We start from the raw sequence: 24,094 nt of genomic DNA, 5'->3' as shown, positions 1-24,094 counted from the left end.
TCTCGGTGGATTCCACTAGGATGCGGGCGGGGCCCGCCCCTTCAGACGCTCGCGCCTGGCAGCACCACGCGCTGGGGCTTGCCGCTGCGCGTGAGCCATTTGGCCGCGAAGGCGAGGCCGCTCGTGGGCTCGCCGAACAGCTTGCCCTGGCCCTGGTCCCAGCCGTTGCCGCGCAGGAAGGCGAGCTGGGCCTGCGTATCGACGCCGCAGGCGACGCAGTCCATGCGCAGCCGGCGCGCCAGGTCGCCCATGCCCAGCAGCATGGCCTGTTCCGTCGCGTCCGTTTCCAGGTCGCGGACGAAGGATGCATCCACCTTGATCTCGTCGCACATGAGCTTGCGCAGGTGAACGACCGAGGCCACGCTGCCGAAGCGGTCCATCGCCAGGCGCACGCCCTTCTTGCGCAGCGCGGCGAAAGCGGCGGCTTCCTTGGCGGGCAGGCTGTCCAGGACGCCCACGTGCTGCAGTTCCAGTGAGATCGTCCGCGGCTCCATGCCGCCGGCGGTGGCCGCGTTCACCAGGTAGCTCAGGTCGCTGGGCCGCATGTTGGCCAGCGAGATCTTGATGCCGGTGGGAACCGGCAGCAGGCCGGCGCCGCGCCAGTTCTTCATGTGCGCGCGCATCTGCTCGAAGGACCACTCGGTCAGCGCCACGTCCATCTCGGAGCTGCCGGCCAGGTCCAGCAGCTCGTCGCCCTCGATCACGCGGCCAGAGCGGTGCTTCCAGCGCACCAGCGACTGCGCCGCGACCACGCGGCCGGTGGCGAGCTCCACGCGCGGCTCGTACATCAGCTCGATTTCATCGCGGCTGATCGCATGGCGCAGTTCCGCGCTCAGGTCGAGCCGGCTCTGCGCGATCTCGTTGAAGCGCGGCGAGAAGAATTCGTAGCGGTGCGGTCCCGCCTGCTTGGCGTGGCGCAAGGCCAGGCCGGCGTTGCGCATCAGCAGGTCCGGCTCCATGCCGTCGGAGGGGAACACCGAAACGCCGACGCTGCAGGTGACGAACACCTCGGGAGCGCCCTGGCGGTGGAAGCTGACCGTTGCATCCTCCAGCAGCTTGCTGATGAAGGCGGCGGCACTGTGCACGCCTTCCATGTAGGGGACCACCACCGCGAACTCGTCGCCGTCGAAGCGGTAGAGGCTGGGTTGGTGCTGTTCCGAGCTCAGCTCGCCGCCCGCCTCGGTCTGCACGCAGCTGGCCAGGCGCTTGGCGATGCGTTGCAGCAGCTGGTCGCCCACGGGCCGGCCGAGGGCGTCGTTGATGCGACCCAGTTCATCGACGCCCACGTGCAGCAGCGCGCCGCTGTTGCCTTGCGCGCTGGCCGCGGCCAGCACCTCGGACACGTGGCGGCGGTAGGAGGCCTTGTTCGGCAGCGCCGTCAGGCTGTCGTGCTGGCTCAGGTACTCGCGGTAGGCGCTCGCGGCGAGCGTGTTGCGGATGCGCAGCCCCAGCTCGCTGGGATCCACCGGCTTGGACAGGAAGTCCATCGCGCCCGTCGCCAGGGCCTTCAGCTTCACGTGCGGGTCGGTGCTGATGGTCAGCACGATCACGGGCACGTGGCGCAGCACGGGGTCCTGCCGCATGGCGGCCAGGATGTCCAGGCCGCTGACCTTGGGCATGCTCAGGTCCAGCAGCAGCACGCCGGGCAGCTCCTTGCGCATCATGGCGATGGCGAACTCGGGCTGGTCGGTGTAGACGAACTGCCGGTAGCCCGCGTCCTGCAGGAAGGCCTGCGTCATCTCGATGTTCAGCATCTCGTCGTCGACCATCATGATCAACGCGTCCGAGAGGCCGTTCACGGAGCGGCGCTCCATCCCGTCCTGCGGCGACAAGGCCTTGAGCGCCTGCTCGGTGAGCCGCTCTTCGCCGGGGGCGAAGATGGTCGGCTGCGTCGCGGCGGCGTCCCGGTCGGAATCACCGCCGCTCTGGCGGTACCCCGCTCCCCCTGAATACTTTTCCATCATCGCGATTGTGCCCCTTGCTCAGCCAACTGCCACTTCCGGAACCTCGAGTTGCGCCGCCATCTGCGACAAGCGTTGCAGCAACACCTCAACTCCCGCCGCGTCGCCGGCCTTCGCCGCCGCTTCCATCTCCTTGGCCGGCGCGGTGAACGCGTCGTAGCCCACGGTTCCCGCCGCGCCGGCGAGCCAGTGCGCCAGCCGTTCCACCTCCGGCAGGTCGCCGGCGCCCCAGGCCTCGCGCGTGCGATCGAGCTGCTCGTGCAATCGCGCCGCGAACTTGCGCACGATGGGCACGAGGCGCGCCTGCCCCGCGAAACGCGAGCGGATCGGCCCGTCCGCGACCGCGGGGGCCGCCGGCAGGTCGCCGAAGATGGACGCCGGTCGCGTGGCGGACGCCTCTTCGGCCGCCCCGCCCAGGAGTTGCGCCACGTGCTGCAGCAGTGCGTCGATGTCCACGGGCTTGGTGAGGTAGGCGGTGCAGCCCGCCCGCAGCACTTCTTCCTCGTAACCCTTCATGGCATGGGCGGTGAGCGCCACCACCGGCAGGTCCTGCCCGCGCTGGCGCAGGGCGCGCGTGGCCGCGAAGCCGTCCAGGACGGGCATCTGCATGTCCATGAGCACCAGGTCGTACCTGTGGGCGGCAAGGCGGTCGAGCGCCACCTGGCCGTTCTCGGCCTCGTCCACCCACAGGCCCTGCTCGGTGAGCACCAGCGCGATCAGCTCGCGGTTTTCCGGACCGTCGTCCACGACCAGCACCCGGGCCGACGGGATGCGCCAGCGCCGGCGCGCCACCGGGCCCGCTGCCGCCGCTTCGGCCAGGTCGCCCGCGTCCAGCAAGGGGACGCCTTCCAGCGCACCGGTCTCGAACGTGAACATCATCGTCGTCCCCACGCCTGGCTGGCTGGTGGCCGTGAGGTCGCCGCCCAGGGCCCGCGCGAGCTTGCGGCTGATCGCCAGGCCCAGGCCCGTGCCCCCGAAGCGCCGGGTGATGGAGGCATCCGCCTGCGTGAAGGGATCGAACATGGTCTCCACGTTCGCCGGGTCCATGCCGATGCCGGTGTCGTTCACTTCCACCGTGTAGGTCGTCCCCTGGCAGGCGAGCACCACTTCCACGCCGCCGGCCTGCGTGAACTTGACCGCGTTGGACAGCAGGTTCAGCGCCACTTGCCGGATGCGCGCCGGGTCCGAACGCACCTGCTGCGGCACCGGCGTGAGCAGGCGCAGGGACAGCGCGATGCCCTTCTCCTTCGCCTTGAGCGCCAGTTCTCCCAGCGCGCCCTGCACCACCTCGTGCGGCGCGCAGGCGATCTTCTCCACCGTGAGCTGGCCGGCCTCGACCTTGGACAGGTCCAGGATGTCGTTGATCAGTCCCAGCAGGTGCTTGCCGCTGTGGTGGATGGTGTCCAGGTAGCGCGAGGACTCGCGCTCGCTCTTGCCGAAGCCGCGCCGCAGCAGCTCCGTGAAACCCAGGATCGAGTTCATCGGGGTGCGGATCTCGTGGCTCATGTTCGCGAGGAACTCGCTCTTCGCACGGTTGGCGGCCTCGGCCTCGTCCTTCGCTTCGCGCAGTTCCTCGCGGCTGCGTTCCAGCAGCGTGATGTCTTCCAGGCTGATGAGGACGCCGGAGGCCTTGCCGCCGGTGGCCATCACCGGCGAGCAGTTGACGACGAAGCTGCGCTGCCGCCCTTGGCTGTCCACCAGCTTCATGTGCACGTCGCGCTGCACCTCCCCGCTCGCGAGCGCGGGCACCCACGGCATCGCCGCGGGCGCGAGCGGGTCGCCTTGCGCGTCGAGCCAGCCGATGGCGCCGACCGCCGTTCCCATCAGCTGCTCGTTGCTGCGGCCCAGGAGCCGCGTGAGCGCCTCGTTGCCCAGGACGATGTTGTGCTTCTGGTCGACCACCAGCAGGCCCTCGGTGAGCGAGTCCAGCGCCGAGCGCACGCGCGAGGGGATGGCCTGCGACGGATCGAGGTGGCGCAGCACCCGCGCGAGATAGATGAAGAACGCCAGGAAGGTGAGCGCGCCGCAGAACGCGACCAGCTGCACCAGCGGCGTGTGGACGATGCCGGCCAGCCCGGGCGGCACGGCCGGCACGAAGCGCATCTCCAGCTGGCCCCAGGGCTGCGAGCCCGCGTACAGCATGACCTGCAGCTGCGCGTCGCCGGCGTGGCCTGCGTTGTCGCTGACCCACTGGCGGGCGTGTTCGCCGGCCGACATGACCAGCCGCCCTTCGCGCGTGCGCAAGCCGATGGACAGGATCTCGGGGTTGCGCCGCTGCACGAAGCGCAGCACCTCCTCCAGGCGCCCCGGCTCGCTGCCGCTCAGGATGGTGGCGCTGCTCGCCGCGAGGGACTCGGCCAGCGCGAGCCGCCCGGTCCGCAGCGCCGCCTCGCGGTCCGGGACCAGCCCGAGGAAGGATGCCGCCAGCAGGGCCGTGGTGACGATGGACACCAGGCCGAAGACGATGTAGGTCCGCGTGTTCAGCAGCTTCAAGAGAATCCCCGCAGCGGATCGGGCGCCGCGCCGCCTGAGTGAGGCAGCGCCTCGTCTTCCTCGTCTTCGTCGTCGCCCACCTTGGCCAGCACGGGCAAGGGATCGAGCAGGCGCCACGCCGGCAGCGCCGACAGGTAGCTGCCCAGGAGCACCCCACCGCGCACCAGCCACAGGATGTAGACCACCGAGGCGCCGAGCGAGAGTCCGGCCACCGAGATGCTCACCGTCTTGTCCAGGTCGAACTCCTGGCGCAGCTGCCGGCGCAGCTGGTTCAGCTCGTCGACGAAGGCGCCGGAGCGCAGGGTCTGCTTGATGTCCTCCACGGAGATGCGGCCCGAAAGGCGCTCCATGCCGGCGAAGCCGACCACGTCGAAGTCGAAGCCCGCCGGCGCGAAGTGGATCAGCTCCACGCCGCGCCGCTCCAGCAGGGCCGCGCCGCCGACAGTGATGACCGAGAGGTCCATGTTGAACACGTGGCGCTGCAGCGTGGGCGCGGGATCCAGCAGCGCGGCCTCCTGCGGCAGGCCGCCTGCGATCGCGACCAGCGCATCGCCCGCGACGATGTTGCGCGAGCGGGGATCCTGCGGCGGGGTTGCGGCCACCGCGGGGGCCGGTGCAGGCGCAGGGGCCGGCGCCTGCGCGGCCGGTGCGGGCGCAGGTGCCGGCGCCGGCGCCGGCGCGGGACGCACGTCGACCGGCGGTTCGGGTTGCGGCTGCGGGGGCACAGGTGCGGGTGCGGGGATGGGAGCCGGTGCCGGCGCGGGGGCGGGAGCCGGTGCAGGCGCGGGAGCCGGCGTGGAGACCGTGACCGCCACGCTGTCGCTGCGCCGGTCGCTACCGCCGCTGGCGCTGCCGCCGTCGTCCTGCACCGTCCAGGCCAGCGTGAAGGTCCCGGTGCTGCCCGACGCGGCGGCGAAGCGCAGGCCCTGCAGGTCGGCGACGGAATACGTGCGGCCGGCGACCACCGGCGTGCTGCCGTCCGCGAGCACCAGGGTGCCCAGCGCAGACGGCGGCAGCACGGCGAAGGTGACGCCCAGGACCTGCGCGGACTCGTCCGCGCCGCCGCCGGGCCCGTAGGCCAGCGACCCGAGGCCGAGCGACAGCGGCGTACCGGCCGCGCCCAGCGCCACCGGGGCGGGCGCGGCACCCGAGGCGGTGGGGGCGTCGTTCACCGCCTGGACGCGGATCGAAGCGTTCGACGCCTGGGCGCTGAACGCGCTGCTGCCGCCGGCGCCGCGCGTGTCGCTGCCCGCAGCCGAACCGTCCCAGGCGCGGAACATCAGCCCCGTGGCCGTGCCGCTCCAGTCCGCGTCGGGCACGAAGCGCAGGCGCGCGGCCCCCCCCAGCAACTGCGCGGCCGCATCGGAGACGTTGCCGAAGTCCTGCCACTGCACGCCGTCCAGCGAGTACTGCCAGCGTCCGCCGGCAGTGCTCGCGGAGGTCACCGCGATGCCCAAGGCCGCTGCATCCACGTCGCTTGCCCGACCGGCGATGAGGTCCGAGACCGCCATGCCGGCGGAGCCTCGGTCGTCCTCCAGCAGGTCCGGGAACTGCGGCGCGCCGGCCAGCACGGGTGCGTCGTTGACCGGCAGCACGACCACGGCCAGCGTGCTCGTCACGCCGGAGCCGGTGCCGTAGGTGACCAGCGGTGCTGCGCCGTACCAGTCGGCGGCCGGAACGAAGGCAAAGCTGCCGTCGGCGGCCAGCGTGAAGCTGCCGATGCCGGCGAGCGTTGCCGTCGCGCCTGCCGCGTACGTGACGCCGGCCACGCTGAACTGCGCCACTGCCAGCGGGCTGTCGACATCGCCGTCGTTCGCCAGCACGTTGCCGGTGACCACGGCGTCTTCGTTGCCGCTCGCCGCATCGGCCACGGCGACCGTGGCGTCGTCCACGGCCGCCAGCGTGATGTCGAGCGTGCTGCTGGCGCCCGTCGTCGTGGTGTAGACGACCTGCGGCAGCGAACCGTTCCAGTTGGCCGCCGGCGTGAACAGGAAGCTGCCATCCATCGCCAGCGTGAAAGTGCCGACGCCCGCCAGCACCACGGTGTCGCCGGCGGCATGGGCCGTCCCGCCCATGCTGAACCCCGCGATGACGAGCGGGCTGTCGACGTCGGTGTCGTTCGCGAGCACGTTGCCGCCCAGGGCGACATCCTCGGGGCCGGTCGCGACGTCGGGGCGCGCGATCGCCGCGTCGTCGACCGGGTTCACCGTGATCGCCAGGGTACCCGTGGCGCCCGTGGTGGTGGTGTAGCTCACGCCGGACACGGAGCCGTTCCAGTTCGCGACGGGCGTGAAGCTGAAGCTGCCGTCGGCGGCGATGCCGAGGCTGCCCACGCCAGGCAGGACGGTCGTGGTCCCGGCCGCATACGTGATGCCGCCGACCGTGAAGCTGGCCACGGCGAGCGGATCGTCCAGGTCGCTGTCGTTGGCGAGGACGTTGCCGGTGGCGGCGCTGTCCTCGTTCACGGCGACCGCGTCCGTCGCGGCCGTGGTGGGGTCGTCCACGGCGGCCACGTTGACGGTGACCAGGGCGGTGGCGGTTCCGCCCTGGCCGTCGCGGATGGTGTAGCTGAAGGTGGCGGCGCCGTTGAAGTTGGCGGCCGGCGTGAACACGACGTTGCTGCCCACGAGCGCCACCGTGCCGCCGGTGAGACCGGTGACGCTCGTCACGCTCAGCGCATCGCCATCGACATCGCTCGAACCCGCGAGCAGGTCCGTCGCGGGGAACGTCAGCGAGACGTCCTCGGTTGCAGCCTTGGTTCGGGCGACGGCGGAAGGGGCGTCGTTGACCGCGGCCACGTTGACCGTCACTACTGCGGTCGAAGTCCCACCCTGCCCATCGCTCACCGTGTAGCTGAAGGTGGCGGCGCCGTTGAAGTTGGACGCCGGCGTGAACACGACGTTGCCGCCGACGAGCGCTACGGTTCCACCGGATCCGCTGGTCACGCCCGTGACCGTCAGCGCATCGCCATCGACGTCGCCGGCACCCGACAGCAGGTCCGCGGCGGGGAAGGACAGCGTCACGTCCTCCGTGCCGGCCTTCGCCTGCGCCACCGCGGTCGGCGCGTCGTTCGCCGCCGCGACGTTGACGGTCACCAACGCAGTCGCCGTGCCGCCCTGCCCGTCGCTGACCGTGTAGCTGAAGCTCGCGGCGCCGTTGAAATTGGGCGTCGGCGTGAACACGACGTTCCCGCCGATGAGCGCCACCGTTCCACCCGAGCCCCCGGTCACGCTCGTGACCGTCAACGCATCCCCATCGACATCGCTCGAGCCAACGAGGAGGTCCGCCGCCGGGAACGTCAGCGAGACGTCCTCCGTTGCAGTCCTGGTGTGGGCGGTGGCGGCGGGAGCATCGTTGACCGCGGCCACGTTGACCGTCACCACCGCGGTCGAAGTCCCGCCCTGGCCATCGCTGACCGTGTAGCTGAAGCTCGCGGCGCCGTTGAAGTTGGCCGCCGGCGTGAACACGACGTTGCTGCCGACGAGCGCCACCGTGCCGCCGGAGCCGCTGGTCACGCCCGTGACCGTCAATGCATCCCCGTCGACGTCGCCGGCCCCCGCCAGCAGGTCCGCTGCGGCGAACGTCAGCACGACGTCCTCCGTTGCAGCCTTCGTCTGGGCGACGGCGGTCGGAGCGTCGTTCACCGCGGCAACCTGGACCGTCACCACCGCGGTTGCCGTCCCACCCTGGCCGTCGCTGACGCTGTAGCTGAAGCTGGCGTCACCGTTGAAGTTCGCCGTCGGCGTGAAGACGACGTTGCCGCCGACGAGGGCCACGGTGCCGCCCGTCAGGCCGGTGACGCTCGTAACGGTCAGTGCATCGCCATCGACATCGCTTGCTCCCGCGAGCAGGTCGGCGGCGGGGAAGCTGAGCACCAGGTCTTCGGTGCCGGGCAGCGTCTGGTTGGCCGCGATGGGCGCATCTTCCACGGGGGCGACCGCGACGGTCACCACCGCCGTCGCCGTCCCGCCGTCGCTGTCCGCGAGCGTGTAGCTGAAGCTCGCCAAGCCGTGGAAGTCCGCGTCCGGCGTGAAGACGATGTTCGTGCCGTCGTAGCTCACGGTGCCGCCGCTGGCGCCGAACACCGAGGTCACGGCGAGCGTTTCGCCATCGAACGCCTGGTCGTTCGCGAGCAGCGTGGCGGCAGGGATGGTGAGCGCCTGGTCCTCGATGGCATCCGCCGTGTCGGCATTGGCCACCGAAGCGTCGTCCACCGGCGCGAGCTGAATCGTCACCGTGCCGGTGGTGGTGCCGCCCGCGCCGTCGGACACCGTGTATTCGAACACGGCGGGCCCGTTGTAGTTGGGCGCGGGGGTGAAGGTGACGACGCCCGACGAGAGGACCACACTGCCGCCGCTGAGCGCCTTGACCGAGGTCAGCGCCAGCGTGTCGCCCTCGACGTCGCTGTCGTTGGCCAGCAGGTCCGCCGCCGCGAGCACGACCTGCGTATCCTCGGTCCCCGCGAACACCTCGCCCAGGACGGCCGGTGCGTCGTTCACGGACACGACCGTCACGGTCACCATGGCGGTCGCGCTGCCGCCGTTGCCGTCCGACACCGTGTAGTAGAAGCTGGCCGTGCCGTTGAAATCCGCGTCCGGCGTGAAGACGATGTTGCCCCCGGACAGGCTCACCTGCCCACCGGTGCCGTCGGCGACACCGGTGATGGCCAGGAGATCGCCCTCCACGTCCGTGTCGTTCGCCAGGAGGTCGGCCGCCGCGAAGGTCAGCGCCGTGTCCTCGTTGGTCGATGCCGTCTCTCCGGTGGCTACGGGCGCATCGTTGACCGGCAGCACGTCGACCGCGACGGAGGCCGTCGAGGTGCCGCCGTTGCCATCGGCCACCGTGTAGGAGAAGCTGGCGGCGCCGATGAAGCCGGCATCCGGGGTGAACACGATGCTGCCGCCGACGATGGCGACGGAGCCGTTGCTCGCATTGCCCACGGCGGTGACGGTCAGCGTGTCGTGCTCCACGTCCTCGTCGTTGCCGACCAGGATCGAAGGATCGATCACGAGCGGCGTGTCCTCGGCGCCAGTGAGCCCATCGGAGTGCGCCAGCGGCGCGTCGTTGGTCGCGGCGACGTCGACGCGCACCGTGACCGTCATCGTGCCCCCGTTGCCGTCGCTGACCGAATAGCTGAAGCTTCCAGCGCCGCTGAAGTTCGCGTCGGGCGTGAACACGATGTTGCCGCCCGAGAAGGCGACGGTGCCGCCGGCGCCGTCGACGAGCCCGATGATCGCCAGCGTGTCGCCGTCCGCGTCGGTGTCGTTGCCCGTCAGCATCGCCGGATCGATCACGAGGGGCGTGTCTTCCGTGCCGGCCACCACGTCGGCGACGCCCACCGGCGCGTCGTTCACGGACGTCACGGCCACGGTGACCGTACCCGTCGCTGTTCCACCATGGCCGTCCGACGCGGTGTAGCTGAAGCTCGCCGTGCCGTGGAAGTTGGCGTCGGGCGTGAACACCAGGTTGCCGCCTGCCAGCACCACCGAGCCCCCGACGCCTGGCGTCACGTCCGTGATGGCGAGCGCCTCGTGATCGGCGTCCGTGTCGTTGGCAAGCAGGACGGCGGGATCGATCGTGAGCGCCGTGTCCTCGGCCACCGTGAACGCATCGCCCGCGGCCACGGGGTTGTCGTTCACCGGCGTGACGGTCACCCGGACCGTGGCCATCGCCGATCCGCCGTTGCCGTCCGACACGGTGTAGGTGAAGCTGCCCGTGCCGTTGAATTCCGCATCCGGCGTGAAGAGGATGTCGGTGCCGGAGAGGACGACGGTGCCGCCGACGGCGTCCTGCACCGACGCCACCGTGAGCACGCCGCCGTCGGGATCGTGGTCGTTGGCCAGCAATGCCGTCGCCAGGAGGGTGGTCGGCTGGTCCTCGGCGGTCGTGGCGGTGTCGTCGAGCGCCACCGGCCAGGGGTCGTCCACAGCGGTGACGTTGATGGCAAGGGTCTGCACCAGCGTGTCGTCGCCGCCGCCGTCGTCCTTCACCGAGAAGCTGAAGCTTGCGCTCCCCACCGCGTCGGGCGTCGTCACGAAGCGCATGCCCTGCAGCTCCGCCAGGGTGTATGTCCCCAGGCCCACGTCCGTGCCATCGGCAAGCGTGATGCGCCCCAGCGCTGCGGGCGGAACGGCGGTCACCGTGAAGCGCAGGCTCTGCCCGGTTTCGTCGGCGCCGCCCCCGGGCCCGTAGTTCACGCTGCCCAGCCCCAGGCTGGTGCTGCCGCTGTCCTCGGCCACCGTGAGGTTGGCCACGGTCCCGCCCACGGGGCGGTCGTTGACCGCGGTGACCGTGATGGCCGTCGTGGCCCTGACCGTGCTGAACGCCGTCGTGCTGCCCCCCGCGCCGGCATTGGCGACACCGCCCGCCAGGCCCGTCGTGCCGTCCCATGCCGCGAAGGTGAGCGTCGCGGTGCCGTTCCAGTCGGCGGCAGGAACGAATCGGATGCGGGTGTTGGCGTCGGCCAGCAGCAGGCGGGCGCTGCCCGTGGCCGGCGTGCCGAAATTGCTCCAGGTCGTGCCGCCGTTGCGCGTGTATTGCCAGGTCCCGTGGGCGTTGTCCACCGCCGTCACGGCGATGCCGCCGCTGCCGGTCGGGTCCGCGACCTGCCCGGCGACGAGGGCGGACACGAGCGTTCCGTTGTCGACCGTGTCCTCCTGCAGCGACGCCATGGGGTTGGCGCCGGCCAGCACGGGGGACTTGTTCGTGACGGTGAGCGTGAGGCTGTGGCTCGCGGTGTCGGTGCCGCCGTCGGCCGTGCCACCGCTGTCCGTCACGTCGAAGCTCACGATCGCCGTGCCGGGAATCGCGTTGGGGGCGGAGCGGAACACCATCGCCTGGAACTGCGCCTGGGTGTAGACGGTGCCCAGGCTTACTGCAGTCACGCCGTCCGCCAGCAGGATCTGCACCTTCGAGGAGATGGCCGTGAACCGGAAGCCGAGCGTCTGGGCCGTCTCGTCGGTGGCGGTCGCTGGCCCCGCCGCATACGTGCCGCCGGCGAGCATGGCCGCTGGCGGTGCACCCTCCTGCACGCTGCCCCCCGTGGCACCGACCGCGACCGGCGCATCGTTGCGGGGGGTGACCGTGATGACGGAGATCGCAGTGGCCGCGCTGTAGGCGGTGGCGCCACCGTTGGAGCTCGCGTCACCCAGCGTGCCCGCGGTGCCCACGGTCCGGTCCCAGGCGCGGAAAGTGATGCCCGCCGTGCCTATGCTGCTGTTCCAGTCGGTCGAGGGCAGGAAACGCAGGCGGGTCTGCCCATCGGCCGCCAGTTGCAGGGCGCCCGCGTTGCTCACCCCCGTGATCGTGATCCACGCGCTGCCGTCCAGCGTGTACTGCCAGGTGCCGTTGCCGCTCAGGCCCACGATCGCGATGCCGCTCGCGCTGCCCGTCGTGTCCACGACCTGCCCGGCCACGATGTCGGACACGCTCACGCCGGCCCGCTGCGCGGCCGACGCCCAGGGTGGCGGGTTGCCCTGGGGCGTGTTGCCGGTCCAGTCGTAGTCCTCGAAGACGGTCAGCGGAGAGTTGGCGCCGTTGAGCACGGGCGCCGCGTTGGTGACGGTGACCGTGACGGACTGCGCGGCCATGGTGTCCTGCCCGCCGTCGGCGATGCCACCGCTGTCGCGCACCGTGAAGCCGAACGTGCCGCTTCCCAGCGCGGTGGGCGCGATCCGCATGTTCTGCAGGGCGGCCAGGGTGTAGTTGCCGCCCACGACAACCGCCGTCCCGTCGCCGAGTTGCACGCTGCCCACGGCCGTGGGCAAGGCCGTCACCCTGACGGTGAGCACCTGGCCCGCCTCGTCCGCGCCGCCGCCCGCTCCAAAGACCAGCCCGCCGAAACCCAGCGACACCGGGGCCCCTTGTGCCACCGTGACCGGGCCCAGACTGCCCGCCGTCAGCACGGGCGCATCGTTCACGCCCGTCACGGACACGCTCGCGGTGCCCAGGAGGCTGCTGAAAGCCGTGGTGCCGCCAGTGGACGCGAGCGATCCGACGGTTCCCGCGCTGCCGCTCGTGCGGTCCCATGCGCGCAAGCTGATCGAACTGCTGCCCGCGAAGTTGCCGGCGGGCAGGAAGCGCACCCGCGTGGTCGCATCGGCGGCGAGCAGCAGCGCGCTGCCGGCCGCCGGCGAGCTGAAGGTCACCCAGCTGGTCCCGTCCAGCGCGTATTGCCAGGTGCCGTTCGCGGAATCGGCGGCGGTGATGGCGACGCCGCGGACGGCGTCGGCGTCCGTATCGGTGGAGGTGACGAGGCTGGACACCAGGACGCCGGTGGTGGCCGCCGCGTCCTCCATCAGGCCCGGCAGGTTGCTGGTTCCCGTGAGCACCGGCGCGTTGTTGAAGCCGCCGATCGAGGCGACCACGCCGTCGAGGGCGCCGCCCGGCGTGGCACGGTACGAACCGGTGGTGCCGCTGACCGTCCCCGACGTGGAGCCGGCCAGGTAGACCGTGGCGCCGGTGGCCGCGACGCCACCCGGCACGAAGCCGGAACCGTAGTAGCTGCCGTAGACCAGGTCCGCGCTGCCGCCGCCCGCGGGATTGAGCACGAGGATGAAGCCCGCGGTGCCGCCGGGATAGGTGCCGATGGCGTCGCCGGTCAGTGGCAGGTCGGACGCATCCGTCGTCCCGACGATCACGACCTTGCCGTTGACCAGTGCCACATCGGTCGGGGTGTCGGTCAGCCCATTGGAAATCGAGCCGCCGGCATTGCGCGAGGTGCCGAGGAAGGTGGAATACACCATCGAGCCGGCGCCGCTCGCGTTGGTGTTGTAGATGCGCAGGAAGCCCGCTTCGTGGCCGCGCGCGGTGGTGGAAAAAGCGCTGCCGGTCACGGCGAACGCCGTGGACGCCGGGTCCTTCGTGCGGCCGACGATGTACGCGCGGCCGCTCGCGTCCACCGCCACGCTGGCGCCCCGGTCGTCCTTGCTGTCGCCGACATAGGTCGAATAGACCGCGTTGCCGGACGCGTCGAAGCGGGCCAGGAACAGGTCGTCCCCCCCGGGACGGCCGGACTGCGCGCCATTGCGCACCGTCATGTCGTTCGAGCGCGTGCTGCCGACGATGTAGATGTTCCCGGAAGGGTCGAGCGCGAGGTCGGTGGCGCCATCGTCGGCGCCGCCGCCGAACTGCACCTCCATCAGCGCAGTGCCCGTCGCGCCGTACTTGTTGACGAAGGCATTGTCCGAGCTGCCCAGGAGCAGCGACAGGATGGGGTCCAGGACCCACCTGTTCGCCGACACCGTACCCGACGCATACACGTTGCCGGCGCCGTCGAAAGCGACGCCCCGCCCTTCGTCCGTGGCGCCGGTGGAACCGAAGTACGTACTGAAGACGAGCGCGTTGCCGGCGGCGTTGAGCTTGAAGACCACCGCATCCTGCGAGCCGCTGCGGCTGGCCTGGTCCGCGTTCAGCAGCGGGAAGTCGCCGGATTTGGTCCAGCCGGTCACCGCCACGTTGCCGTTCGCGTCCACGGCGATCGCCTGGCCCTGCTCGTCCCCCGAGCCGCCGATGCGCGTGATGTACTGGCGCGCACTCAGGTCCGCGTTGAACTTGGCAACGTAGATCTCGTTCGTGTCGCCTGCACCGATGTGCATGCCGAAGTCACCCGAACTGGAGCTCGTGCGGCCCGTCACGTAGACCGAACCGTCCGCGCCGACGGCAACACCCAGGGCCGTCTCGTTGCCGTCCTCGCCGAAGTAGGTGGCGTGCAGCAGCACGGGGTCGACGACCAGTTCGCGGCCGGTGTCGTAGGCACCCACGACGATGCGCACGCTGCCGTCGGCCTGCACCTCGTAGTGGCTCTGCACCGTTTCGCGGCCGTTGACGCCCTGCTGGTAGCTCACCGGCGCCGCGAAGCGCAGCTCGCGTTCCGTGCCCGCCACGCGCAGCAGCAGGTCGCCGGATTCGCTCACCTGCACCTGGTCGATGCCGTGGAAGCGCAGTTGCAGCCGGGACGCGTCGGCACCCGGCCCGACCACGAAGTCGTATTCGAGCTGGTCCTGGTTGCCGTAGTAGCGGATGTCTATGCCTTCGTACACGCCGCGATACAGCACGCTGCCGTAGTTGGCGATGTCCGTGACCCACTTGGCCGGGTCCTGTCCCAGCAGGGAATTGCTGCGCGCCGCCTGCAGGGCCTCGCCCTCGGCCTGCCCACCGGTGGCGCCGACCAGTTCCAGGCGCACCGGGTCCTGCGCGCCATCGAGCAGGAACTCCGCCTGGCCGCCGCCCAGGCGCACGGCGTAGCCCAGCCCGCTGGCGGCGAAGTCGACGCCCTGCCCCAGCTGGCCTGCGTTCGCCTCGAACAGCAAGGGCGTGAGCGCATAGGCCGCGCGCACGTCGGCCGGCGCCAGCGTCTGCGCGGTGTCGACGTAATTGAAGTCAGCGCCCAGCGTGCGCTCTTCGGCCGCGGTGGTCGTGACCGGTGCGAGCCCGAGAAGACTGGTCGCGTCCGCCGAATACAGCAGGCGCGGCTCCATCCACTCGGCTTGCGGCACCTGCCGCCGCCTGGACGGTCGTGGCCGGTTGCGGCGCAGCCACTGCATCAGCATGGTCGAATCAGGCGCGCGGCGCGCCCGGCAGCGCGGGACTCGATTGCAGCTTCAGGTCCGGGACGGCGGCCGGGCGGATGGCCGGACGCGGCGCGGCGGCGGGCACTTCCCTGTCCCCGAGTTCGGCGCGGCAACGCAGGCCCGCCGGCAGCGGATCCCTGGCGTTCGGCAGGGACAGGCGGGCGCGGAAGGTGTTGCTGGCCCCTTCGATCACGCGGTCCACCACCGCCACCTGCGCAATGCGCGCCGACGCACCGGGGAAATCGGGCGTGATGCGCATCTGCGTCCCCTTGCGGACCACCGGGTAGAGGCTGGCAGGCAGCACCACTTCCACCCGCAGCGGATCGACCACGGCGATGCGGAACATGGGCTTTTCCTCCACGCGTTCGCCCACCGACAGGTAGCGGTCGGCGACCACCCCGTTGGACGGGCTGCGGATGGTGCGCAGGCCCAGTTGCGCGCGGGCAAGCTCGTGCTCGCGCGCATAGATGTCGCGCTGCTCGCGGGCCTGCGTCAGGCGGTTCTCGGCCACGAGCGATTCGGCGCGGGCCTGCTCCAGCGCCTGGCTGGAGATGAAGTTCTGCCGCGCCAGGTCCGCGGCGCGCACCAGTTTCTGGCGCGCGAGTTCCGCGTTGGCCTCGGCCGCCTTGAGCTCGCCCTGCCCCGCGGCGCGGCCTTCGGCGACGGTGACCGAGACGCGCTCGACGTCGGCACGCAGGGTGGCAAGGGGCTGGCCGGCGCGGACGGTGTCGCCGCGCTCCACGTGGATGCTTTCGATCACGCCGACGACGGGGCTGCCGATGTCGGACACGCTGAAAGGCTCGATCAGGCAACCCAGGGGTTGGGCCGGCGGCACGGCATGCGCGAGCTGCGCCAGGGCGCAGGCAGCCATGCTGACCGATGCTCGGATCCAGTTCATCCCGTCCCCCAACGACTGAAATTCAGGACACGCTCTTCGTGTTCGGCGTGCCGCGCCAGTGTCACACGTTGTTGCATCCGCGTGAAGCCCTCGAGGGCCTGGGCGGACCGGAGGCTGGTGCGTGCAAGCCACGCCGGCACGCCCGCGACCCGCAACAATTTCTGCCAGGGTGCGGGAAGCCAGCGCCGCAACAGCGGGAAGTCGAGGGCCACCATCACTTCGCAGCTACCGGGCTGGCCCTGGCGGCCGGCCCGCCCGAGGAACTGCCGGTCGATGCGTGCCGATGCATTCAGTTGGCACAGGATCACGTGCAGCCCCCCGGTGGCAAGCACCTCGGCGCCCAGCGGGATGTGGGCGCCGCGTCCGGCCATGCTGGTGGCCACGGTGATGCGTCCCGGCGCACCCGCGGCGCCGACGATGTCGCTTTCCTCGCGGTCCTGGCGTGCGTTCAACACCACATGCGGCAGGCCGCGGGCCTGCAGCACGCGCGACAGGGCTTCCGAATCCAGCACGGTTTCCGTTCCCGCCAGCACGGGCCGTCCCTGCGCATGCAGCTGCGCGATCCGGTCCGCGACCGCCTGCCAGAGGCTCGCGCTGTCGGCCAGCAAGCGCGTGCCCTGGTGCTCCACCCGCCGCGGCGTGCGGGGCGGCACCCGCAGCAGGCGCAGGCCGTACACCGCCCGCAGCTCGCCGCCGGCGCCACGCAGGGTGCCGCTGATGCCCGCGAGCCGCAGGTAGCGCACGAAGAAGCGCTGGTAGGTGATCTGCGTCACGGTCACGTTGCGGCGCGTGGCGGGCACGCCTTCCTTCAATTCCACCAGCTGGTGCAGCCCGCGCGACCAGGCGCGGCCCGGCGAGGTGCGGCCGGTGGTCTCGTCGACCAGCACCACCTCGCCATCGCGCACGACGTAGTCGTGGTCGCGCCGCAGCACGTGCCAGGCCGTGATGGCGACCGCGAGCGTGCTCGCGCGGTGCTGCGGATGTCCCAGCAGCGGATGCGGGTCGGCTGGCCACCCCGCCAGCGCCTCTTCGCCCGCGGGCAGCAGTTGGACGGTGCCGGCGTCACGGCGGAAGTGCACGCCTTCGCGCAGGCGCTGCGCGAGCTGCAGTGCGTGGCGCAGGAAGGCCCCTTCGGCCAGCGCCGCAGCCGGCTGCGAGAGCACCAGCGGCACGCGCGCCTCGTCGATCAGCAGCGTGTCGGCCTCGTCCAGGATGGCCATGCACAGGCCGCGCAGCGCCGGGCCCTGGGGCGCGGCCGCTTCGCGCACGCGGCGCTCCAGCGGCGACAGGTCGCCGGGTTGCAGCAGGCCGTCGCGCAGGTAGTCGAAGGCCAGCTCCTTGGCCGTGCAATAGGTGACGTCGGCCGCATAGGCGCCGCGCCGCGCCTGCAGGTCCATGGCCTGCGTGACCGCGCCCACCGAGAGGCCGAGCCGCCGGTAGAAGCAGGCGAGTTCCTCCGCGTCCCGCTGCGCGAGGTAATCGTTGGCCGTCACGACGTGGACGGGGGTTCCTGCCAGCGCCGCGGCCGCGGCCGCAAGCGCCACGGCGGCCGTCTTGCCTTCGCCCGTGTCCATTTCCACCAGGCGCTGGTCGGCCAGCGCGCGCGCCGCCATCAGCTGCTGGCGATGGGGACGCAGGCCCAGGACCTGCGCCATCGCGGCGGCGGCGATGGCAATCGCCTGATGCAGCCACGCCGCATCGCGGCGCGCGTGCGGCTGCCGGCGCAGCGCGGCGAGCGCCGCGTCGACATCCTCGATGGCACGCCAGGACGCATCGAGTCCGGCGGCCGCGCGCTCGAGTGCGGCCGGCCCCAGCGTTGCGCCCCGGCGCTTCGAACGCACGGGCAGTGCCTGCTGCGGATACGTGCCCCAGACAAGGCCGGGGAAAGGCCAGGCGGCCTGCGCGTTCATGCCTGGCCGTTCGGATTGAACTGCTTGATCAGCAGGCGCCGCAATTGCGCGAGGGCCTGCAGGCCGATGGGCTGCGGCGGCAGCACGAGCTTGACCCAGGCCCGGCCGCCGACCGCACCGGCCTGCAGCGCGGGCACTTCGGCATCCAGCAGGAACACGGGCACGCGCGCACGCAGGCCGCTGCTGTCCGCCGGATCCACCGGCACCGGACCGCCGAAGCGGTCGCCCAGGGCCGCCGCGGGCAGGTCCAGCGTCGCGCCGGGCAGGGCGGCTGCGAGCCGCGCGGCGTGAACGCGCTGCGGCGACTCGGCCAGGCGCACTTCCACGCCGCGCACCTGGCCGCGCGTGCGCAGGAAATCGTCTTCCAGCAGCGCGATGCGCACGTGCGCCGGCCCGCCCGCCAGCACGTGCCCCAGCATGGCGCCGCGCTTGACGAAGCTTCCGGGCAGGTCCTGCGGGCGCGCCCACACGACTTCGCCGTCCGCCTGCGCACGCACGTCGAGCTGCGCGAGCTGTTCGTCCACGCGCTCCAGTTCCGCCGCGTTGCGCTCCAGGTCCTCGGCGAGCCCCGCGGCACGCACCGGCTCGGCCAGCAGCGCGCCGTACTGCTGCGCGAGCAGGCCGGTGCGTTCGGAGGCGACGCGCTCGCGCGAGGCCACCAGCACCGGGTCGGCCAGCGCGACGAGCATGTCGCCGGCGCGCGCGTGCGCGCCCTGCGGCCGTTCCAGGCGCTCCACGAAACCGGCGGCGCCGGCGCGCAGCTGCGCCTTGTCCGCGGGCCAGACGACGGCCTGGGTGACGACCTGGTGCGGCGCCGGGATCACGAACAGCACCAGCAGCACCCCGGCGGCGACGATCGCCGCCGCGCGCAAGGAACGCATGCGCAGCGCCGGGTCGCCGCCGCCACCGCTGGCCCAGCGCCAGGCCGTGCGTGCCGCCCACCCGAGCACGACGAGCGCGACCAGCCAGCCGAGCAGCCAGGAATGCGCCCCGACCCAGAACACCAGCGTCGCCATCAGCACGGCACGGTACGCCACGGTTGCGGGTGCGTAGAACGCCAGCCACTTCGCCTCGCCGGGCGCCAGCAGCGGCGGCGGGCCGCCGGCCGGCGCGCCGATCCACGCCCGCCAGCGCCGGCTCCACCAGGCCTGGCTGCGCAGCGCGAGGTTGGGCAACTGCAGGGCGTCGGTGAGGGCGTAGTAGCCGTCCAGCCGCATCAGCGGGTTGGCGTTGAACAGCACGGTCGACACCGAGCAGACCAGCGCGACGACGAGCGCGACATCCCGCAGCAGACCGGGCGCCAGCAGCGTCCACATTGCGAGCGCAACGCAGGCGATCCCCAGTTCCACCACGATGCCCGCCGCACTGACCACGAGGCGCTGCCGGACGGAAGGAAACGCGTTCGCGGCGCTCGCATCCACGTAGGGCGCCGGCGTGAGCAGCATCATCGACAGCCCCAGCTCGAGCACTTCGCCGCCGTAACGGCGCACGGCGAGTGCGTGGCCGGCTTCGTGCAGCAGCTTGACGGCGGGATAGCACAACCAGGCCAGCAGGTAGCTCGAAGGGCTGGCAAAGAGGCGGCGGCTGTCGGCCGCCAGTTCGTTGAACTGCGCGCCGGCCGCAAGCAGTGCGAACAGCAGCGCCACGCACCAGGCCGCGAAGGTCCAGGGATGGAACAGCAGCCGCCCGAGCGGCGCGAGCCGGTCCAGCACCTTGCCGGGGTCCGCGAGCGGCATGCGCAGCGCCAGCGGATTCATCATGCCGCGCCGGCGCCGGCCCGCCTCTTCCGAGCGCCGGGCGAACAGCAGCGAGAGGTGCGGGGCCGCGTCGAAGCGCACCATGCCCGCCTGGAACAGCTGCGACAGCAGCTGCAGCACCTCGTCCTGCGTCGGCGCCTCGTCCCGCAGGCGCGCCAGCTGCCGCTGCCACACCTGTTCCACCGAGGCACGGCCATCGAAGCGCGCGACCACGGCATAGGCGGAGGGATTCAGCCGCACCTGGCGGCCCGAGGCGGGCTCGACCAGCAGGTGCCACAGCTGCCCGCGCACCTCCTGGCGCACGATGCGCAGGCCGGCGACGAGGCTGGCGCGCAGTCCGGCCACGCGGTGCCAGGCGCCGCTGACCAGCGGCTCGCTCACCAGGGCGTCACCTTCCACCAGGCCAGGCGCAGCCAGTCGAGCGCGCGGTGCGCGAACAGCCAGCCCAGGGGCCGCCAGCCGGCGTCGACCTTGGCGACGCCGCTGAGGCCGGGCCGCAGCTGCGCGGGAGCCTGGTCCAGCGCCGCTTCGACCTCGAAGAAGTTGCGGCCTTCGGCGCTGGTGGCCACCGGCACCACGCGGCGCGTGACGAAGGACAGGCTGCTCTCCGGCTGGGCGGCCAGGGCGAGTTCGCCCTTCTGTCCCGGGCGCACGGCGGCGATGTCGCCTTCGTCGATTTCCAGGATCAGCCGGAAGCTGTCGTTGGGCGCGAGCACCATCAGCACCTCGCCGCGCTGCACCGGCGCGCCGAGCTGCTGGCTCAGGTCGCCCTTGATCACCATGCCGTCGAAAGGCGCCTCGATGCGCGCGCGCTGCAGCTGCGTCTCCACCAGCGACAGCATGGCCTGGACCTCCGCTGCCTTGGCCTGGTGGGTGACCATCTGCGCGCGGTCGGCGCGGGCCTGCGCGGCGCGGTAGGCGCTTTCGTGCTGGCGCAGTTCGCTCTCGCGCCGGCGCCGCTCCAGGTCCAGGTCCTGCGAGGCCAGTTCGGCCAGCACGTCGCCCGCCTTCACGCGGTCGCCAGGCCTGGCGTTCGCCTGCTGCAGGTAGCCGTCGGTGGCGGCGACGACCGCGCGCTGCACCGAGCCTTCGAGGCGCGCGGGAGCGGACACGCGCCACGGAACCGGGACCGCCAGCAGCACCACGAGCGCCAGCACCGCGCCGGCGGCGACCTGCGTGCGGCGGCCCGGCGCGGCCAGCAGGTCCTGCACGCTTTGCCGCAGGCGGGCGCGCCAGGGCAGCCCCAGCTGCCGCTTCAATTCGATGACGGGACCGGCCAGGCGCGAGACGTCGTGCAGCAACTGCAGCTCCGCCACGGTGAAGGCACGCGCCGAGCGCTCCAGCGTGATCGCGCCGACGACGCGGGTGCCGTCCACCAGCGGCACGGTGCAGGCGGCACCCGAGCCGGCCAGCTGCCGCTGCGCCAGCGTGATCGGGTCGGTTCCGGGCAGCGGCGGCCACGCGACCGCGTCGGCCTGGTCCAGCGCCTCCTGCATGGCATCGCGCAAGGCGATGGCGGCGGCCTGTCCGCTCTGGAGCTCCGCCGGATGCGAGCTGCCGGCCAGGCGGACGTTGCCGTCTTCCAGCACGCCCACGCTCGCCCGGGCGCATTGCAGCAATTCACCGAGTTCGGCGCAGAACGCGGTCGCCGCGTCCTCCAGGCCGGTGCGCGACAAGGCGGCGGCCAGCGGACGCAGCAAGGCCTCCGCGCTCGCAGCTGTCGCCGCTGCGCGGACGGGAGGGAGGACGGAAGTGGCCTGGTCCATTGTTACAACCAAGCACAATTGTCACGGTCCGTCCCCGCGCACGAAAGTACAAATGCCCGGACGGCCGCTTTGCGGCAGCGAACGGTTGGAACGCCGCTACACGGGGGACGCGGCGAGCGCCCGGAAAGCCTGCACGACCTCGGGCGGCGCCTGCACCAGTTCGATCAGCACGCCCTCCCCGCCCACGGGGAACTCCTCGTTGCCCTTGGGATGGACGAAGCAGATGTCGAAGCCGGCGCCGCCGCGGCGGATGCCGCCCGGGGCGAAGCGCAGGCCCTGCGCCTGCAGCCAGTCGACGGCCTTGGGCAGGTCGTCGATCCACAGGCCCACGTGGTTCAAGGGCGTGGCATGCACCGCGGGCTTCTTCCCGGGGTCCAGCGGCTGCATCAGGTCCACTTCGACCTTCAGCGGCCCTTCGCCGAGGGCGCAGATGTCCTCGTCGACGTTCTCGCGCTCGCTGCGGAAGGTGCCCGTCACCTGCAGGCCGAACAGGTCGACCCAGAGTTTCTGCAGCCTCAGCTTGTCCGGCCCGCCGATGGCGATCTGCTGGATGCCCAGGACCTTGAAGGGACGCGCCGCGCTCATCGCTCGAACTCCACGATCGGCTGGTCGACCGCCAGCGACTCGCCCTTGGCGGCCAGCACCTTGCCGACCACCCCGTCGGCCGACGCGAAGAGCACGTTCTCCATCTTCATCGCCTCGATCACCGCGAGGCGCTCGCCCGCCTGCACCTTCTGTCCCGGCTGCACCGCCACGTCGACCAGCAAACCGGGCATGGGTGAGAGCAGGAACCTGCTCATGTCGGGCGGCGCCTTGAAAGGCATCAGCGCGTGCAGTTCCGCCATGCGCGGCGTGAGCACCAGCGCGTCCAGGCGCGTGCCGTGGTGGGCGATGCGCAGGGCGATGGGGTTCTTGTTGGCGCCGCGCTCCACCTGCGCGGTGAAGGCCTTGCCGTTGACGGTGCCCCGGATGCGGGCGCCGCCCAGGTGCCACTTGCTCGCGAGGGCATAGCGCTTGCCGTTGGTCTCGATCACGCAGGAGCCCGCCTCGTCGTCGAACTGGCCCACCTTGACCGGCTGGTGCGCGTGTCTGCCCTGCGCGTCCAGCTTCACCACGACGTAGTCTTCGCCCACCTTGAACTCGTGCCCGCGCATCTGGCCGCTGATGCCGGCCGCGCGCTCCAGGGCGCGCCGGTTGGCGAAGGCGGCCACGGCCACGAGGAAATCGGGGTCGTCGTGCGGCACGTCTTCGGCCTTGAAGCCGCCCGAATAGTGTTCCGCAATGAAGCCGGTGTTGAAGTCGCCCGCGACGAAGCGCGGATGCGCCAGCAGCGCCGCCTGGAAGGGGATGTTGCTGGAGACGCCGCGGATGACGAAGCCGTCCAGCGCGTCGCGCATCTTCGCGATCGCGTCGTTGCGGTCCTTGCCGTGCACGATCAGCTTGGCGATCATCGAGTCGTAGTACATCGGGATCTCGCCGCCCTCCCCGACGCCGGTGTCCACGCGCACGCCCTGCAGGTGCTCCGTGTCCGAGGCCCACATGGAGGGCTTGGGCGGCTGGAAGCGCACCAGCCGGCCCGTGGAGGGCAGGAAGTTGCGGAAGGGGTCCTCCGCGTTGATGCGGCACTCGATCGCCCAGCCGTCGCGCTTCACGTCGGCCTGCGCCAGCGGCAGTTTCTCGCCGGCGGCCACGCGGATCATCAACTCCACCAGGTCCAGCCCGGTGATGCACTCGGTGACCGGGTGCTCCACCTGCAGGCGCGTGTTCATCTCCAGGAAGTAGAAGGACTGGTCCTTGCCGACCACGAACTCCACGGTGCCGGCGCTCTGGTAGTTCACCGCCTTGGCCAGCGCCACCGCCTGCTCGCCCATCGCCTGGCGCGTCCTGTCGCTGATGAAGGGCGACGGCGCCTCCTCGATCACCTTCTGGTGGCGGCGCTGGATGGAGCACTCGCGCTCGTTCAGGTAGATCACGTTGCCGTGGCTGTCGCCGAGCACCTGGATCTCGATGTGCCGCGGCTCCTCGACGAACTTCTCGATGAACACGCGGTCGTCGCCGAAGCTGTTGCGCGCCTCGTTGCGGCAGGACGTGAAGCCTTCGAAGGCTTCCTTGTCGTTGAAGGCGACGCGCAGGCCCTTGCCGCCGCCGCCGGCCGAGGCCTTGATCATCACGGGGTAGCCGATGTCCTTGGCGATGGCGACGGCCTGCTCCGCGGTCTCGATGGCATCGTTGTAGCCCGGGATCGTGCTGACTTTCGCTTCCTTGGCCAGCTTCTTGGAGGCGATCTTGTCGCCCATGGCCGCGATGGAATAGTGCTTCGGCCCGATGAAGGTGATGCCTTCTTCCTCCACGCGCTTGGCGAACCCTTCGTTCTCCGACAGGAAACCGTAGCCGGGATGCACGGCCTGCGCGCCGGTCTTCTTGCACGCCGCGATGATCTTGTCGGCAACGAGGTAGCTCTCGCGCGAAGCCGCCGGTCCGATGTGCACGGCTTCGTCGGCGAGCGCCACGTGCCGGGCATCGCGGTCGGCGTCGGAGTACACGGCAACCGTCCGGATGCCCATCTTGCGGGCCGTGACGATGACCCGGCAGGCGATTTCGCCGCGGTTGGCGATGAGGATCTTGGTGAACATGTTGAACTCCTTCACCGCAGGGGCGCGGAGCGCGCAGGGAAGGAGGAGGATCCCGTCGAACGGCTCATCTCCGTGCCCCTGTGCGTTCGTTGCGCCCGTGCGGTG

General features: G+C 71.4%; 9 protein-coding genes. All 9 read right to left on the bottom strand.

From position 1 onward, the window contains the following. Window positions 1-41: 41 nt before the first annotated feature. Window positions 42-1,961: a putative bifunctional diguanylate cyclase/phosphodiesterase gene (locus AC3EGR_RS03225; RefSeq protein WP_488544997.1), complete on the bottom strand. Its 1,920-nt coding sequence runs from the start codon at window positions 1,959-1,961 to the stop codon at window positions 42-44. Window positions 1,962-1,982: 21 nt separating this feature from the next. Next, window positions 1,983-4,454 carry a hybrid sensor histidine kinase/response regulator gene (locus AC3EGR_RS03220; RefSeq protein ID WP_488544996.1) on the bottom strand — a complete coding sequence of 824 codons (2,472 nt, stop codon included), beginning with the start codon at window positions 4,452-4,454 and terminating at the stop codon, window positions 1,983-1,985. Next, window positions 4,451-15,004, bottom strand: a complete 10,554-nt coding sequence (locus AC3EGR_RS03215) for a tandem-95 repeat protein (RefSeq protein ID WP_488544995.1) — start codon at window positions 15,002-15,004, stop codon at window positions 4,451-4,453. The genes AC3EGR_RS03220 and AC3EGR_RS03215 overlap by 4 nt, the downstream gene beginning before the upstream one ends. Window positions 15,005-15,011: 7 nt before the next feature. After that, window positions 15,012-15,896, bottom strand: coding sequence for an efflux RND transporter periplasmic adaptor subunit (locus AC3EGR_RS03210; protein ID WP_488544994.1), 885 nt, complete (start codon window positions 15,894-15,896; stop codon window positions 15,012-15,014). A 23-nt stretch (window positions 15,897-15,919) separates the two neighbouring features. After that, the gene (locus AC3EGR_RS03205; protein WP_488544993.1) at window positions 15,920-17,833 is read right to left on the bottom strand and encodes a preprotein translocase subunit SecA; all 1,914 of its coding nucleotides are present in this window, start codon (window positions 17,831-17,833) and stop codon (window positions 15,920-15,922) included. Beyond that, window positions 17,830-19,989 carry a PqqD family peptide modification chaperone gene (locus AC3EGR_RS03200; RefSeq protein ID WP_488544992.1) on the bottom strand — a complete coding sequence of 720 codons (2,160 nt, stop codon included), beginning with the start codon at window positions 19,987-19,989 and terminating at the stop codon, window positions 17,830-17,832. The genes AC3EGR_RS03205 and AC3EGR_RS03200 overlap by 4 nt, the downstream gene beginning before the upstream one ends. Continuing rightward, entirely contained in the window at window positions 19,968-21,290 is a 1,323-nt protein-coding gene (locus AC3EGR_RS03195) for a GAF domain-containing protein (RefSeq protein WP_488544991.1), read from the bottom strand. Before AC3EGR_RS03195 ends, AC3EGR_RS03200 begins: the two co-directional genes overlap by 22 nt. A 162-nt stretch (window positions 21,291-21,452) precedes the next feature. Further along, complete coding sequence (locus AC3EGR_RS03190) at window positions 21,453-21,941, bottom strand: VOC family protein (RefSeq protein ID WP_488544990.1); 489 nt, start codon at window positions 21,939-21,941, stop codon at window positions 21,453-21,455. Continuing rightward, complete coding sequence (locus AC3EGR_RS03185) at window positions 21,938-23,989, bottom strand: acetyl-CoA carboxylase biotin carboxylase subunit (RefSeq protein WP_488544989.1); 2,052 nt, start codon at window positions 23,987-23,989, stop codon at window positions 21,938-21,940. Before AC3EGR_RS03185 ends, AC3EGR_RS03190 begins: the two co-directional genes overlap by 4 nt. Window positions 23,990-24,094: the final 105 nt, after the last annotated feature.

The organism is Ramlibacter sp. G4-7 (assembly GCF_057784995.1).
The sequence above is the reverse complement of the archived record's forward strand: the minus strand, read 5'-3'. Positions and strand labels throughout refer to the sequence as shown.